Genomic DNA, 15035 nt, shown 5'->3' on the forward strand with positions numbered 1-15035 from the left:
CAGCGCGGCGACAGCGTTCAGGCCTGATCCAGCCAGGCGCACAGCGGCTGCCACTGCTCCAGGTCGCGCGCAACGCGCGCCGGCGCGATGTCAAAGAGTGTCAGCCCATGCGCCGCGAGATGCACGTAGTTTTGCGTGTTGCGCAAAAAACCGAGCACCGGCAGGCCCAGTTCACTCACAAATGCGTGCAGCTTGTCGGCAGCGATCGTGCGCTCGTCCACACGCATGCCAACAATTCCGATCTGCGCAGACGTATCGATGCGCAGCGCCTGCAGATCGTCCAGAAACTGGCGCGTGGCAAAGATATCGAAGACGCTGGCCTGCAGCGGCACAACGATGCGATCGGCCTTGCGCAACACATCCTTCAAACGCCAGCCCTGCAAGCCGGCGGGCGTATCGAGCACCGCATGCCGGGCATCGCGCGGCGGCCTCCCGATCCAGTCGGGCGTGGCTTCCCACAGCTGGATGCTGCGTGCCACCTGCGGGCGCTCGCCAAGCCACCAGCGCGCAGACTGCTGGCCATCCACATCGCCCAGCGCCACCGCATGGCCGCGGCTGGCGTAGTAGCCTGCAATGTTGGTGGCGAGCGTGGATTTGCCCACACCACCTTTGGGATTGGCCACTGCAACAAGCGCCATCGCCGCTTCCTTTCACAAGAATCAAAAAGGCCTGCAGCCCTTGCCATGCATGCGTTGGCAGCTATCAAACAAGGACTCGCCCAGCGGTCGCCGCCAGCACCGCCACGAACGGTTACTCTAACGCAGCAAGGGCAGCCACCATCGTGTCAACCCGAATGTTCGAAAATCGGTTGCATGCGAGCGCCTTCACCGGCGCCAGCTGTCGAATTTTTTCTTCCCCATGTCCCACGCCCCCCTCTGGCTTACCTACGGTTTCACCTACCTGGCCGCGGCAGTGATCGCCGTGCCCATCACGCGGGCGCTTGGCCTGGGTGCGATCGTCGGCTACCTGGCCGCCGGCATGGCCATCGGCCCCTGGGGGCTGGCACTGGTGAGCAATGTGCAGGACATCTTGCATTTCGCCGAATTCGGCGTGGTGCTGATGTTGTTTCTGATTGGCATGGAGTTGCAACCCAGCCGGTTGTGGAGCATGCGCCGCCCCATCTTCGGCCTGGGTGGCGCGCAGATGCTGACCTGCACGCTGCTGCTGGGGATAGGCGCCTGGTTCTGGGGCCTGCCCTGGCGTGTCGGGCTGGTGGCCGCATTGGGTCTGGCGCTCTCGTCCACCGCGATCGCGCTGCAAATTCTTGCCGAGCGCAACCTGTTGCAGAGCGAAGGCGGGCAGCACGCCTTCTCCATCCTGCTGTTTCAGGATATCGCCGCCATCCCCATCCTCGCGCTGCTGCCGCTGCTGGGCGCCACGGGCAATGCCTTGCCGGGCACCGGTCCGGCCCTGCTGACCGAAATTCTCAAGACGCTCAGCGTGGTGGGCGTGATCATTCTTGGCGGGCGTCTGGCCTTGCGCCCGGTGCTGCGCTGGGTAGCGCAGAGCAAGACGCCAGAGATCTTCACCGCCACCTCGCTGTTCCTGGTCGTGGGTATCGCGATGCTGATGGTGCTGGTGGACCTGTCGATGGCGCTGGGGGCCTTTCTCGCGGGGGTACTGCTGGCCGACAGCGAATACCGCAGCGAGCTGGAAACCGACATCGAGCCGTTCAAGGGCCTGCTGCTGGGCCTGTTCTTCATCGCCGTCGGCATGAGCATCGATTTCGGCGTGCTGATCGCGTCGCCGCTCAAGATGCTGGCGCTGGTCGTCGGTTTTCTCTCGCTCAAGGCGGTCGCCATCTACCTGCTGGCACGCGCCACCGGCATGCCGGCGCAGGAGCGGCCGGTGTTCACGCTGCTGCTCACGCAAGGCGGGGAGTTCGCCTTTGTCGTGTTCCAGACCGCGACGAACTTCGAGGCGCTGCCGTCGGACATTGCCTCCATGCTGATTGCAGCGGTGACGATCTCCATGCTGCTCGGGCCGCTGCTGCTGGTACCGCTCGATCGCGCGCTGCAAAAGCACTATGCACGGATGAGCCCGCCCGAGGAAGCTGCCGAAGACGCGATCGCCGAGCCTCAGACGGCGCCCGTCATCATCGCCGGCTTCGGGCGCTATGGGCAGATCGTGGCGCGCGTGATGCTGGCGCAGGGAATCCCGGCCACGGTGCTGGACCACAGCGTGGAAATGCTGGAGGTGGCGCACACCTTCGGCTACCGCGTGTACTTCGGCGATGCCACGCGCGTGCGCCTGCTGCGCCAGGCCGGTGCCGGACAGGCCAAGGTGCTGATGATCGCGGTCGATACGCCGCAGCAATCGCTGAAAATTGCGCAAATCGCGCGCAAGCATTTCCCGCATCTGCAGATCGTGGCGCGCGCACGCGACATTTCTCACTGGCACGCGCTGCGCGACCTGGGCGTGACGCTGGTGGAGCGCGAGCTCTTCGAATCCAGCCTGCAAAGTGCCGCCACGGTGCTGCAATGCATGGGCCTGGAGGAATACGAGGCCGACCGCACCATCGAGCGCTTTCGCGTTCACAACAAGGAGCTCGCCGAGCGCCTCTACCCGCACCACAAGGACCGAGAGCGTTTCATTGCCACGGCCAAGCAGGGGCGCAATCAGCTCGTCGAACAGATGGCGCGCGAACGCGAAGAGCGCCTGCGTGAAAAGCGCGCCGCCAACGACAGCCGATCACCAGCGCAGGACAGTGATACCCCAGCCGCCTGAACGGCGACGGCCCGTGGCCTGCGCCGCCCTGCGATCAGACCTTCTCCAGCACCACGGCGATGCCCTGCCCCACGCCAATGCACATGGTGCACAGCGCGTAGCGCCCGCCCAGCTGGTGCAGCTGATTGACGGCCGTGGTCGCCAGGCGCGCGCCCGAGGCCCCGAGCGGATGGCCGAGCGCAATCGCGCCGCCCCAGGGATTGACGCGCGGATCGTCATCGGCCACGCCCAGATCGCGCAGTACCGCCAGGCCCTGCGCGGCGAAAGCCTCGTTGAGCTCGATCACGTCCATCTGGGCGATCGTCAGGCCGGTGAGCGCGAGCACCTTGCGCGTGGCTGGCGCCGGGCCAAAACCCATGATGCGCGGCGCAACCCCCGCCGTGGCCATGCCGACCACGCGGGCGCGCGGCGTCAGGCCATAGCGTTTGGCAGCTTCCTCATTGGCCAGCAGCAGGGCGCAAGCACCATCGTTCACGCCCGAGGCATTGCCGGCCGTGACCGTGCCGTCAGGACGCACCACGCCCTTGAGCCTGGCCAGGGCTTCCATGCTGGTCGCACGCGGGTGTTCGTCGGTATCGACCACGACGGGGTCGCCCTTTTTCTGAGGAATCGTGACCGTGCAGATTTCACGCGCCAGATGGCCTGCGGCGATGGCGGCAGCCGCCTTCTGCTGGCTCGCCAGCGCCATGCGATCCTGGGCTTCGCGCTCGATCTTGAAATCCGCCGCCACGTTCTCTGCCGTCTCTGGCATGGAGTCGATGCCGTACTGCGCCTTCATCAGCTTGTTGACGAAGCGCCAGCCGATGGTGGTGTCGTACACCGCATTGCTGCGACTGAAGGCCGATTCCGCCTTGGGCATGACAAAGGGCGAGCGGCTCATGCTTTCCACGCCGCCAGCGATCATCACACCGGCTTCGCCGGATTTGATGGCACGTGCGGCCGTACCCACGGCGTCCAGTCCCGAACCGCACAAGCGGTTGATGGTTGCGCCAGGCACCTCGACCGGCAGGCCGGCCAAAAGCGAGGCCATGCGCGCCACATTGCGGTTGTCCTCACCCGCCTGATTGGCATTGCCGTAGAGCACGTCAGTGACGGCCTGCCAGTCCACGCCGGGGTTGCGTTGCATCAGTGCCCTGATCGGGATCGCGCCCAGGTCATCGGTGCGCACACTGCTCAAGGCACCGCCGTAACGGCCAAAGGGCGTGCGAACGGCATCACAAATAAAAGCTTCCATCATGGGGTTCCCCGTCATTTTGCAACTAAAAAGAGAGCTGTCCGCGCTTTACTGACAAGCGCTACAGCCTGATTTGATATGTATTCTGTTACGCTGTGGTGATGCCATTGCGCAGCCTCCCGATGCGCTCGATCTCGACTTCCACCAGTTCCCCGGGCTGCATGTAGCGCTTGGGCGTACGCCCGAGGCCCACGCCTGCCGGCGTTCCGGTAAAGATGATATCGCCGGGCTCCAGCGTCATCGCCTCGCTGATGGTGGCAATGATGGTCGCGACATTGAAAATCATGTCGCGCGTATTCGCCGACTGCATCACCTCGCCGTTGAGCCGCGTCGCTATCGCCAGGCCCGCGGCGCCCGGTGGCAGTTCGTCGGCGGTGACCAGAAACGGCCCCCAGGGCCCGCTGCCATCGACGTTTTTGCCCAAGGTCCATTGGGGTGAGCGGAACTGGAATTCGCGCACCGAAATGTCGTTGCCGACGGTGTAGCCAAAAACATGCGCCAGCGCGCGCTCCTTGGGGATGCACCGGCCACCGCTGCCAATGACCGCCACCATCTCGCCCTCGAAATCCAGCGAATCATCGCCTGCAGGGCGCTGCACATCGGCGCCGTCCGCGCCCAGGCTGGTCGCGGCACGCAGGAACAGCGTGGGGTGCCGTGGCTGCTCATAGGCGCTTTCCTTGGTGTGGTCGGCGTAATTGAGCCCGACACACACCGCCTTGCCAGGCGCGAGCACCGGCGCGAGAAAGCGCGTGCCCTCCAGTGGCAAAAGGCGTTTGGCCACTGCAGCCATGGCAGCGTATTGCTCGGTCGTTGTTGCATCGCGCAGCAAGACACCCACATCCGCACCTGCAGTCCCAATCAGAGCCAAGGCCCCGTCGCGCAGCACCGCCGCATGCGGCAAACCATCCACGACAATCGTTGCCAACTTCATTGCACACACCCCTGCTTGCCAAACGACCAATAATAGGCGAGCGCACCAGCCTTCGAAACCTTCGCACCATGTTCAATCCCAGCCAGGCTGACGTTCGCCGTTTCTTCTGCACGGTACTTCACAAACAGAACACCGGCGCCCCCATGGAAGCCATAGAAACGCTGGCGGCGCTATGGATAGACGAACATCCCGAATACCACGCCGATCTGGCCGACGTGGACGCGGCGCTCGCACGCAATTACGACGCAAAGCCTGGTGCCACCAACCCGTTTCTGCATCTGTCCATGCACCTCTCGATCAGCGAGCAGTGCAGCATCGACCAGCCACGCGGCATTCGCCAGGCGGTGGAGTTGCTCACGGCCCGCCTGGATTCGCTGCACGACGCGCACCACGCGGCGATGGAATGCCTGGGCAGCATGCTCTGGGAGGCGCAGCAGGCAGGACGCGCGCCCGACGGCGAGGCTTACCTCGCTTGCGTGCAGCGGCGCGCCACGCGCGACTGAATCGCGCCCAAGAAAAAGCCCGCTCGGGGCGGGCCTTGGGCAGCAATCGAGCGCACCATCAACGAAAGCGCGACTCCGGCACTACCTGCAACTGGCTGTCCAGCGACCCGATGTAGTTGGCCAGTTGCCGCAGTTCCTGGTTGGTGAACTGCGCGGCAATGCCGCCCATGATGGGATTGGCGCGGCCGGAGTACGGGCCTTCCTTGGGGTTCTTGTAGGCCTTGAGCGTTACATACAGGTAATCCGCATGCTGACCCGCGATTTTGGGATAGGCGTCGTTGATCGGCTTGGAGAAATTCTCGCCATGGCAGGAGACGCAGGCGCCCTTTTGCAGCAGCAGCCCCACGGTTTCGTCCGGGGCCTTGGCCGGTTTTTCAGCCACTTCAATCTTCTTGCCATCGGCCGCGTAGTAGGCCGCCAGATTGGCCATGTCCTGATCGCTCAGCGAATCGGCAATGCTGCGCATGGTGGGGAACTTGCGCGCGCCCTTCTTGTATTCCTGCAGCGCGGCATCTATGTAGGCGGCGTTCTGGCCCGAGATCATCGGCACCTTGTAGACCTCGGGGAAGCTCGACTTGTAGCCCACGATGTTGTGGCAGCCTATGCACATCGCGTTCTTCTGCGCGCCAGCTGCCGCATCTCCCTTCACCTCCTGGGCATAACCGGAGGCCGTCGCAAAGGCGACGATCAGACCAAATATCGTAGGCAATGCTTTGTTCATTTTGCGCGCACAATCCGTGGGTTGTCTCGATGTTGACCAGCGCTCGATTATAGGCAGGCACTTGTCACACATTGCAAGAACTCTTTCTCGCATTTTTCCTGATATGAAATTTGAAGGCTCTCCCCACTACGTCGCCACCCAGGACTTGAAGCTTGCCGTCAATGCCGCCGTGACGCTGCAGCGTCCGTTGCTGGTCAAAGGGGAGCCCGGCACCGGCAAAACCATGCTGGCCGAGGAAGTCGCGCAGGCGATGAACATGCCGCTGCTGCAATGGCACATCAAATCGACCACCAAGGCGCAACAGGGTCTGTACGAGTACGACGCGGTGAGCCGCCTGCGTGATTCGCAGCTGGGCGACGAGCGCGTGAAGGACATCCACAACTACATCGTCAAGGGCGTGCTCTGGCAGGCCTTCACGGCCGAGCAGCCCGTGGCGCTGCTGATCGACGAGATCGACAAAGCCGACATCGAATTCCCGAACGACCTGCTGCGCGAGCTCGACCGCATGGAGTTCTACTGCTACGAGACGCGCGAGATGGTGCGCGCCAAGCACAGACCGTTGGTGTTCATCACGTCCAACAATGAAAAAGAGCTGCCGGACGCCTTCCTGCGCCGCTGCTTTTTTCACTACATCAAGTTCCCCGACGCCGAAACGATGCAGAAAATCGTCGCGGTGCATTTCCCCACGCTCAAGGGTGAGCTGCTGAACGCCGCCATGAAGTCGTTCTACGACGTGCGCGGCCTGCCCGGTCTGAAGAAAAAGCCCTCGACGAGCGAATTCCTCGACTGGCTCAAGCTGCTGCTGGCCGAGGAAATCCCGCCCGAGGCGCTGCAAAGCCAGGATGCCAAGGTCAGCGTCCCGCCCCTCATAGGCGCGCTGCTCAAGAACGAGCAGGACGTGAGCCTGTTCGAAAAGCTCGTCTTCATGAACCAGCGCAACCGCTGACGCCATGGCGGCGATGCCCCCGGCGCTCATCCGGCCTCTGGCGCGCGGCGTTGGTTTCATCGCCGGTGCGCTGGCCGGGTATTGGCTGGCGCGCCTGCTCGGCATCGATGTGCTGCGCGACCTGCAGGGCGGCAAGGGGGTGCTGGCGGCAGCACTCATAGGCCTGGGTGGCGGCATCGGTCTGGCGGCTGCCCGTCGCTGGTGCGCGCTGCGGGGCTACGAATCATCAGGGAAGTGAACCATGGCCTTTGTCGAACCCGTTGTTTTGCGCGATCGCGGTCTGCGGCTGGAGCCGCTGGCGCTGACGCATGAGGCAGGCCTGGCGGCCGCGGCTGCCGATGGCGAACTCTGGCGCATTCGCGTCACCTCGGTGCCCGAGCCCGAAAGCACGCGCGCCTACATCGAAGCGGCCTTGCAAGGGCGCGAGCAGGGCACGCGTTTCGCCTTTGCCGTGATCGACGAAGCCAGCGAGCGCGTGCTGGGCAGCACCAGCTACCACGACATATTGGACGCCGTGCAGCGCGTGGAGATTGGCTACACCTGGTATGCCAAAAGCGTGCAACGCACGCATGTCAACACCACCTGCAAGCTGCTCATGATGGGCCATGCCTTCGACACCCTGCGCTGCCGCGTCGTTGGCTGGCGCACGGACAACTTCAACTTCGCCAGCCAGCGCGCCATCGAGCGCCTGGGCGCAAAGAAGGACGGCGTCATCCGCGGCCACGCACTGCGCCGCGACGGCACCATCCGCGACACGGTGATGTACAGCATGACGGCGGGCGAGTGGCCGGAAGCACGAGCGCAATTGCTCTATTTGTTGCAGCAGCGCACGCAGACTGCATAAGCGCTGGAGGCTGGTTTCATGCTCATAGACTTCTTCTACACCCTGCGCGCCGCCAAGCTGCCGGTGTCGGTCAAGGAGTTCCTCATGCTGCTGCAGGCGCTGCAGGCGGGCGTGGTCGGGCCGTTGTCGCAGCAGTCCTGGAGCATCGACGATTTCTACCATCTGGCGCGCACGGTGCTGGTGAAGGACGAGAAGCACTACGACAAGTTCGACCGCGCCTTTGCCGCCTACTTTCACGGCGTGGAGTTGCTGACCGACATCACCAAAGAGATCCCGGCCGACTGGCTGCGCAAGATGCTGGAGCGCGAACTCACGCCCGAGCAAAAGGCCGCGATCCAGAAAATGGGCTGGGACGAGCTGATGGAAACGCTCAAGAAGCGCCTGGAAGAACAGAAGGAGCGCCACGAAGGCGGCAGCAAATGGATAGGTACCGGCGGCACCAGCCCGTTCGGCCACGGCGGCTACAACCCGCAGGGGGTGCGCATAGGCGGCGCCGGCAAGAACCGCAGCGCGGTCAAGGTCTGGGAACAGCGGGCGTATCGCGACTACGACGACACGCAGGAGCTGGGCACGCGCAACATCAAGGTGGCGCTACGCCGTCTGCGCAAGTTCGCACGCGAGGGCAACGAGCTCGAACTGGACCTGCCTGACACCATCCGCAGTACCGCCGCCAACGCCGGCTGGCTGGATATCAAGATGGTGCCCGAGCGCCACAACAACGTGAAGGTGCTGCTCTTGATGGACGTGGGCGGCACCATGGACGACCACATCCAGCGCGTGGAGGAGCTCTTTTCGGCGGTGAAGGCCGAGCTCAAGCACCTGGAGTTCTATTACTTTCACAACTGCGTCTACGACTACCTGTGGAAGAACAACCGGCGCCGCTTCGCGGAAAAATTCCCCACCTGGGACATCATCCGCAAGTACAACAAGGACTACAAGCTGATCTTCGTCGGCGACGCGACGATGAGCCCGTATGAAATCCTGCAGCCCGGCGGCAGCGTGGAGTACAACAACGAAGAGCCCGGCGCCGAATGGCTGCAGCGCCTCAAAAACGCCTTCCCCCGGTTCGCCTGGATCAACCCGGAGCCGCAGGGCGTGTGGCAATACCGCCAGAGCATCAGCATCATTGAACAGCTCATGGGGCACCGCATGTACCCGCTCACGCTCAAGGGACTGGAAGAGGCGATGCGGCTCTTGTCAAAATAGGTGGCATGACGTTTTTGCGCAGGGCCGGGGCCCGCGGGTCGGCGATGCTGTTTCTGCTGCCACTGTTGCTGGGCGCGTGCAGCCTGCTGCCGCAGGCACCTCCAACCGACGAAGCCAGCACCCCGACCGCGCCACCCGCCTTCACGCTGCAGATCGATGCCAGTGACAAGATCGTGCGCGACCTGCTGCAGCAATACCTGCAATTGCAGCGCTTTCGCGAACTGCCCGATCTCCGCGCTTCCGAGCTGGCGCGCCTGGCCAATGCGGTGCCCGACAACGCCCGCGAGCTGCTGGCCACGCTGGGCTATTTCAACCCGGTCGTTGCGGTGCACACCACCGAAGGCAAGCCGCCGGTCATCACCGTCACGGTGCAGACTGGCCCGCAGACGCGGGTGCACGGCACGCAGATCACGCTCACCAGCCCCGGCGACAGCGCGGCGCGCGCGCGCCGCGAGGCCAGGCTGCAACGCAGTTTTGCGCTGCAGGCGGGCGTGCCCTTCACGCAGTCGGCCTGGGACGACGCCAAAACCCAGGGCCTGCGCACGCTGCAGCAGCGGCGCTTCCCCGGCGCGCGCATTGCCGCAAGCCGCGCCGAGATCGATGCAGGCACCAACCAGGCCGGTTTGAGCGTGGAATACGCCAGCGGCCCGGCCTATCGCTTCGGCGCGCTGGCCATCGAAGGCGGCGAGCGCTACGACCCCATAGGCGCGGCGCGCATCACCCGCCTGCCCGAGGGCGAGGTGTACAGCGAATCCGCACTGCTCGATGCCCAGCAACGTCTGGCGGCCAGCGGCTACTACGACAGTGTGTTCCTGACGCTGGACACCGATCATGCCGACGCACAGGCGACTGAAGTGACGGCCCCCGTCACCGCCCATGTGCGCGACGCCAAGCTGCAGAAGGCGGTCTTCGGCATCGGCTATTCGACCGACAACGGACCGCGCCTGTCGCTGGACCACACGCACAACCGTCTGCCCTGGCTGGGCTGGCGCGCGCTCAGCCAGATCCAGCTGAGCCGCAACCTCAAGAGCCTGTCCACCCAGTGGAATGGCCTGCCGCACGCAGACGGCTGGCGCTGGACCGGCGGCGCGCAGGTGCGCAGTGAAACCACCGGCAGCTTCAAGACTGACAGCACGCAGCTGCGTTTTGGCCGCAGCCAGAGCAGCGACCACATCGAGCGCAGCCAGTGGCTGCAATACGACCTGAGCCGCGCGCGCGGCACGGGCGCGCCGCCCATCGCCGCCGCATTGAGTGCGCAATGGGGCTGGACCTGGCAGGGCTTCAACAACCCCACGGCGCCGACGCGGGGCTGGGGCCTGGCAGCGGAGCTGGGCGCCGGCAGCACGCTGCGAACGGCGCACGATCCCTTTGTGCGCGCGCTGCTGCGCTGGCAGGGCTTTGTCGGGCTGGGCCGGGTGCAGATGAACGAGCAGCTCTCGCGCGCGAGCCGTCTTTCGCTGCGCCTGCAAGGCGGTGCGGTGCTGGCGCGCAGGCAGGCGGCAATCCCGGCCACCCAGCTCTTTCTGAGCGGCGGCGACACCACCGTGCGCGGCTACGGCTGGCAAAGCATAGGCGCCCATCTGCAAGGCAACCAGATCTATGGCGGACGTTACCTGGCGGTGGCCAGCGTCGAGTGGCAGCGCCCCATCGCGCTGCGCGGCAACCTCACCGATTTCGAGAGCGCCACCTTCATTGACATTGGCGCGGTGGGCAACAGCCCGGCCGAGATGCGCCCGCGCGTGGGCCTGGGCGCAGGCCTGCGCTGGAGGAGCCCGGTCGGCCCGCTGCAGGCGGACCTGGCCTGGGGCGTGCAAGCGCACCAACTCAAGCTGCATCTGCGGCTCGGCTTCAGCTTTTGAAACACCTGCCACCGCCGCAGCATTGGCCCATGTCCAGCCCTGAAACGCCCTCGCCCCGCACCGCACCCGCCCGCCCGGGCGCGCGCGCCGACATGCTGGCGCGTCTGCTGCTGGCGCTGCTGATCCTCATCGTCACGCTCGCGGCCGGGCTCTGGGGCTGGGCGGGCAGCGAGGGCTCGCTCGCCGCGGCACTGCGCATGGCCGCGCCCTATCTGCCGGCCGACATGCAATTGCAGGCCGAGGACGTGAGCGGCAGCGTGCGCGCCGGCGGACGCATAGGCCGCCTGCAGTTCAGCAGCCCACGCATGGCCGTGCAGCTGCACGATGCGCGCGTGGCGTGGCAACTGGCGCCCTTGCTGCAGCGGCGCCTGGTGCTGACCGAGCTGCACGCCGCCAGGATCACCCTGCACCCGCAGGGCACGCCCGACCCCACACCCGCCGACCCGCTGGACAGCCTGGTGCTGCCACTCACCATCCACCTGCCGTTTGCCGCCGACACCATCACCTGGGCGGCGCAAGGCCAGGCCCCGGTGGTGATCACGGACCTGCGTGGGCGATACGACTGGGACGGCAACGCGCACCGCCTGCAGGTGCAAAGCATCGCCCTCGCCCAAGGCCGCTACGCCCTGCACGCTACCCTGCAGGGCGTGGCGCCGATGGCGCTTGCGGCATCGCTGCAGGGCACGCTGCAAACCCCCGTGGCAGGCAGCGATGGTCCGCTGTCGGCGCAGGTCCAGGCACAGATCAGCGGAACGCTGGCGGGTGCAGCGGCGCAGCTGGCGCTCTCTGCGCAGATGCAAGGGGAAACGGGGCAAGGAGGAGCAGGCAGCCCCCCGCACCTCGATGCCCAGGCCGTGGTGCACCCCTGGGCAAGTCAGCCATTGCAACAGGCCCATGCGGTGCTTGAGGCACTGGATCTGGCCGCGCTGTGGCCGCAAGCGCCGGCAACCCACCTGGGGGGTGAATTTTCACTACAACCTCAGGAGCTGTCAGCGCATACTGGATGGGCGCTGGAGGCCAATTTGACCAATAAATCTCCAGGGCCCTGGGATGCGCATCGCCTGCCCGTCTCCGCACTGCAGGCCAGCGCCCGCTACGACGGCGCGGTGCTGACGCTGCCCAAGGCCAGCCTGCATTTCGGCGCTGGCGTGCTGCGTCTGAACGACGCGCGGTACGGCCGCACCACCCGGACGCTGGCAGCGCAACTGGCGCTGCACGCACTCAGCCCGGCGCGGCTGCATTCGCTGCTGGATGCGGCACCGGTCGATGGCACGGCTCAGGTGAGCGGCCAGCTGGGCGGCACGCTGCAACTCCAGGCCCGGCTCAGCGCAGCGCCTGCGCAATCACCCAAGACGCTGCACCTGGACCGCCTGGCCGTGGACGGGCAATGGCAGGACCAGGCACTGCACCTGCGCCGGCTCGACCTGAGCGCGCAGCACGCACGGCTGCAGGGCAAGGGCGTAACGCTCAACCTCGGCACGCGCTCGGGTAGCGGGCAATTCAACGCCAGCCTGCCGGGCGCCGCGCTCAGCGGCAATGGAACGCTGGCCGAGCGCAGCGGGCAGGGTGACATGGACCTCACGGTGTCGGACGCGCAGGCCTTGCAGCGCTGGCTGTCCGCCCTGCCGCTGCCACAGGCCCTGCCAAGCGCGCTCACGCAGGCGCAGATCGACGGCAAGGCACAGCTGCAGGCGCACTGGCAAGGCGGTTGGCTCACCGCGCTGCAGCAGATCCAGGGCAAGGGCAAGGCTGGGCCCGATGCACTGGCGCTGCAGGCCCGCCTAAGCGTGCCACGGCTCGGCTACCAGCCGGCGCAGGGCCCAGCCCTGGCTCTGTCGGGCGTGCAAGCGCGGCTGCACGGCACGCTGGCGCAAGCCACCTTCAGCCTCGACGGCAGCGCCAGCCAGGGCGCGCAAGCGCAGCGCCTGGGCGCCAGCATCCACCTGCGCGCCGCGCTCGGCCTGCGTGGTGCGCAGCGCTGGCAGGCGCAGATCAACGCACTGGCGCTGGACGCCAGCATGGCCGGCCAAGCCGGCCCGTGGCATCTGCAACTGCTGGCACCACTGACGCTGGACCTTGCCACCGAAGCCGGCCTGCACCTTCAGGCCAGCGCCAGCGAGGCCAGTCTCAGCGGCCCGCAACCGGGCAACGCACGCCTGGCCTGGCAGGCCACGCAGCTTGCCATCCCCCACGACGGCAGCCTGCAACTGCGCAGCCAGGGCAGCGTGCAAGGCCTCCCGCTCGCCTGGGCCAATGCCGCCGACACCGCCCAGCCACCGCTGCTCGATCGCCTGGGCATCCGCGGCGATCTGGTGCTGGGCGGCTCCTGGGACGTGGCCGTCGGCCCAACGTTGCAGGCGCGGATGACGCTGGCGCGCAGCAGCGGCGACCTGCACCTGCTGATCGACGGCCAGGACACGGCGGCCGGCCTGCAGCAGGCCGAGCTCACGCTGAAGGCGCACGGCGCGGAGCTTGCGGCGCAGCTCACCTGGAACAGCCAGCGCGCGGGCCGGCTGAGCCTGCAGGCCACAGCCCCGCTACTGCAAGGCCCGCCAGGGCACTGGCGCCTGGACGCGGGCGCCCTGCTGGCCGGCCAGCTGCATGCGGCGCTGCCAGACGTAGGCGTCTGGTCGCTGATGGCGCCGCCCGGCTGGCGCCTGCACGGCAGCCTGGCGGCCGACGTGCAGCTGGCAGGCCGGCTCAACGCACCGCAGTTGCGCGGCGAGATCAGCGCCGATGGCCTGGCGCTGCGCTCCGTGCTCGATGGCGTGGATCTGAAGGACGGCCGCCTGCGCGCCCGTCTCGACGGCGACCGCCTCACCCTCACCGAGCTGAAGCTCGCCGGTGGCAGCAGCAGCGGCGCGCGCATCGCAGGGCCTAGCGGCAATCGCACCAGCGCGCCCAAGGACGGTGGCAGCCTCCATGCCAGCGGCCAGATCACCTGGCAGGGCGATGCGGTGCAGATGGACGTGACGGCCCAGGCCCACGCCCTGCAGGCGCTGGTGCGCGTCGACCGGCAACTGAGCGTTTCCGGCCAGGTGCGCGCGCAGCTGCAGGAGGGTCGGCTCGCGCTCACCGGCCAGCTCAAGACGGACCGCGCCAGCATCCTGCTGCCCGAGGGCAGCGCGCCCAAGCTGGGCGACGACGTCGTGGTGGTGCGCCCCGGCTCAGGCGCAGGCGCCAGGGCGCAACCCGAATCACGGGTACAGCCCGCGCGAGCACCCAGCATCCATCTCACGCTGGATATGGGCGACGACTTCGCCATCCAGGGCCACGGCCTGACCACCCGCCTCAAGGGCAGCGTCACGCTCACCAGCAGCGGCGCCGATGGCTCCATGCCGCGCGTGCTCGGCGAAATCCGCACCGAACAGGGCCGCTACCGCGCCTGGGGCCAGATGCTGGATGTCGACACCGGGCTGCTGCGCTTTTCCGGTGCCATGGACAACCCGCAGCTGGACATCCTCGCGCTGCGGCCGCAAATCAGCCAGCGCGTGGGCGTGCAAGTCAGCGGCTCGGCCCAGGCACCGCGCCTGCGCCTGTATTCAGACCCCGACATGCCGGATGCAGAAAAACTCTCCTGGCTGGTGCTGGGGCGCAGCGCCGCGGCCGGCGGGGCCGACGCGGCACTGATGCAGCAGGCGGCGCTCGCCCTGCTCAGCGGCGGGCGCGACCCCGGCAGCAGCGTCGCCCAGCGGCTCGGGCTGGACGAGATCGGCTTTCGCGGCCCCAGCGCAGCCGATGCCGACAACCCCGCCAGCGGCGCCGCACTCACGCTCGGCAAGCGGCTGTCGCGCGATCTGTATGTGACCTACGAGCACAGCCTGGCCGGCGCCGTGGGCACCCTGTCCATCTTCCTGGACCTCTCCAGACGGCTCACGCTGCGCGGACAAACCGGCGCCCAAAGCGCGCTCGATTTGATCTACACCATTCGCTACGATTGAGAAAGAAAAACCGCCTTTGCCCATGCTGAACAACCGCGGTCAGCTATGAAAACAAGGGCAAAAATTCCTTTTGACCCTCCCGTGTCGATACAATCGCCCGCTCCAGGATCTCCTTGCATGGGC

At 66.5% G+C, this 15035-nt stretch carries 12 protein-coding genes; 8 read left to right on the plus strand and 4 right to left on the minus strand.

The window, feature by feature from the left end; all coding sequences use genetic code 11:
* Positions 1–17: 17 nt before the first annotated feature.
* The gene (locus tag ABS45_RS06810) at positions 18–638 is read right to left on the minus strand and encodes a ParA family protein (RefSeq protein WP_291554368.1); all 621 of its coding nucleotides are present in this window, start codon (positions 636–638) and stop codon (positions 18–20) included.
* A 220-nt stretch (positions 639–858) separates the two neighbouring features.
* Here ABS45_RS06810 and kefC point away from each other — a divergent pair, with 220 nt between their 5' ends.
* Positions 859–2727 carry a glutathione-regulated potassium-efflux system protein KefC gene (kefC, locus tag ABS45_RS06815; RefSeq protein ID WP_291554370.1) on the plus strand — a complete coding sequence of 623 codons (1869 nt, stop codon included), beginning with the start codon at positions 859–861 and terminating at the stop codon, positions 2725–2727.
* A 34-nt stretch (positions 2728–2761) separates the two neighbouring features.
* Here kefC and pcaF read toward each other — a convergent pair whose 3' ends face one another.
* The gene (gene pcaF / locus ABS45_RS06820; protein ID WP_291554372.1) at positions 2762–3964 is read right to left on the minus strand and encodes a 3-oxoadipyl-CoA thiolase; all 1203 of its coding nucleotides are present in this window, start codon (positions 3962–3964) and stop codon (positions 2762–2764) included.
* Positions 3965–4049: 85 nt separating this feature from the next.
* Complete coding sequence (locus ABS45_RS06825) at positions 4050–4892, minus strand: fumarylacetoacetate hydrolase family protein (protein WP_291554374.1); 843 nt, start codon at positions 4890–4892, stop codon at positions 4050–4052.
* A 68-nt stretch (positions 4893–4960) separates the two neighbouring features.
* Between ABS45_RS06825 and ABS45_RS06830 the strand changes: the two genes are divergently transcribed.
* Entirely contained in the window at positions 4961–5395 is a 435-nt protein-coding gene (locus tag ABS45_RS06830) for a DUF1841 family protein (RefSeq protein WP_291554376.1), read from the plus strand.
* A 58-nt stretch (positions 5396–5453) separates the two neighbouring features.
* Here ABS45_RS06830 and ABS45_RS06835 read toward each other — a convergent pair whose 3' ends face one another.
* Complete coding sequence (locus tag ABS45_RS06835; protein WP_291554378.1) at positions 5454–6116, minus strand: c-type cytochrome; 663 nt, start codon at positions 6114–6116, stop codon at positions 5454–5456.
* 103 nt (positions 6117–6219) lie between these two features.
* Here ABS45_RS06835 and ABS45_RS06840 point away from each other — a divergent pair, with 103 nt between their 5' ends.
* From ABS45_RS06840 to ABS45_RS06865, 6 genes are read left to right on the plus strand one after another with little or no spacing between them, the layout of a single operon-like run.
* Complete coding sequence (locus ABS45_RS06840) at positions 6220–7062, plus strand: MoxR family ATPase (protein ID WP_291554379.1); 843 nt, start codon at positions 6220–6222, stop codon at positions 7060–7062.
* Between the two features lie 4 nt (positions 7063–7066).
* Positions 7067–7300, plus strand: a complete 234-nt coding sequence (locus ABS45_RS06845) for a hypothetical protein (protein ID WP_291554381.1) — start codon at positions 7067–7069, stop codon at positions 7298–7300.
* 3 nt (positions 7301–7303) lie between these two features.
* Positions 7304–7906 carry a GNAT family protein gene (locus ABS45_RS06850; RefSeq protein WP_291554383.1) on the plus strand — a complete coding sequence of 201 codons (603 nt, stop codon included), beginning with the start codon at positions 7304–7306 and terminating at the stop codon, positions 7904–7906.
* Between the two features lie 18 nt (positions 7907–7924).
* Positions 7925–9112 (plus strand): VWA domain-containing protein, encoded by a 1188-nt coding sequence (locus ABS45_RS06855; protein WP_291554385.1) that lies wholly within the window; start codon positions 7925–7927, stop codon positions 9110–9112.
* Positions 9113–9117: 5 nt separating this feature from the next.
* A complete protein-coding gene (locus tag ABS45_RS06860; RefSeq protein WP_291554387.1) occupies positions 9118–10971 on the plus strand; it encodes a BamA/TamA family outer membrane protein in 1854 nt (617 codons plus the stop codon).
* Positions 10972–11000: 29 nt separating this feature from the next.
* The gene (locus ABS45_RS06865) at positions 11001–14912 is read left to right on the plus strand and encodes a translocation/assembly module TamB domain-containing protein (protein ID WP_291554389.1); all 3912 of its coding nucleotides are present in this window, start codon (positions 11001–11003) and stop codon (positions 14910–14912) included.
* Positions 14913–15035: the final 123 nt, after the last annotated feature.

The organism is Comamonas sp. SCN 65-56, from assembly GCF_001724135.1.
Taxonomy (GTDB): Bacteria; Pseudomonadota; Gammaproteobacteria; order Burkholderiales; family Burkholderiaceae_C; genus Comamonas_C.

Bases quoted from the DNA above. Each gene is read 5' to 3' on its own strand.
- ABS45_RS06810 (WP_291554368.1), bottom strand. From the start codon at position 638: ATGGCGCTTGTTGCAGTGGCCAATCCCAAAGGTGGTGTGGGCAAATCC.
- kefC (WP_291554370.1), top strand. From the start codon at position 859: ATGTCCCACGCCCCCCTCTGGCTTACCTACGGTTTCACCTACCTGGCC.
- pcaF (WP_291554372.1), bottom strand. From the start codon at position 3,964: ATGATGGAAGCTTTTATTTGTGATGCCGTTCGCACGCCCTTTGGCCGT.
- ABS45_RS06825 (WP_291554374.1), bottom strand. From the start codon at position 4,892: ATGAAGTTGGCAACGATTGTCGTGGATGGTTTGCCGCATGCGGCGGTG.
- ABS45_RS06830 (WP_291554376.1), top strand. From the start codon at position 4,961: ATGTTCAATCCCAGCCAGGCTGACGTTCGCCGTTTCTTCTGCACGGTA.
- ABS45_RS06835 (WP_291554378.1), bottom strand. From the start codon at position 6,116: ATGAACAAAGCATTGCCTACGATATTTGGTCTGATCGTCGCCTTTGCG.
- ABS45_RS06840 (WP_291554379.1), top strand. From the start codon at position 6,220: ATGAAATTTGAAGGCTCTCCCCACTACGTCGCCACCCAGGACTTGAAG.
- ABS45_RS06845 (WP_291554381.1), top strand. From the start codon at position 7,067: ATGGCGGCGATGCCCCCGGCGCTCATCCGGCCTCTGGCGCGCGGCGTT.
- ABS45_RS06850 (WP_291554383.1), top strand. From the start codon at position 7,304: ATGGCCTTTGTCGAACCCGTTGTTTTGCGCGATCGCGGTCTGCGGCTG.
- ABS45_RS06855 (WP_291554385.1), top strand. From the start codon at position 7,925: ATGCTCATAGACTTCTTCTACACCCTGCGCGCCGCCAAGCTGCCGGTG.
- ABS45_RS06860 (WP_291554387.1), top strand. From the start codon at position 9,118: ATGACGTTTTTGCGCAGGGCCGGGGCCCGCGGGTCGGCGATGCTGTTT.
- ABS45_RS06865 (WP_291554389.1), top strand. From the start codon at position 11,001: ATGTCCAGCCCTGAAACGCCCTCGCCCCGCACCGCACCCGCCCGCCCG.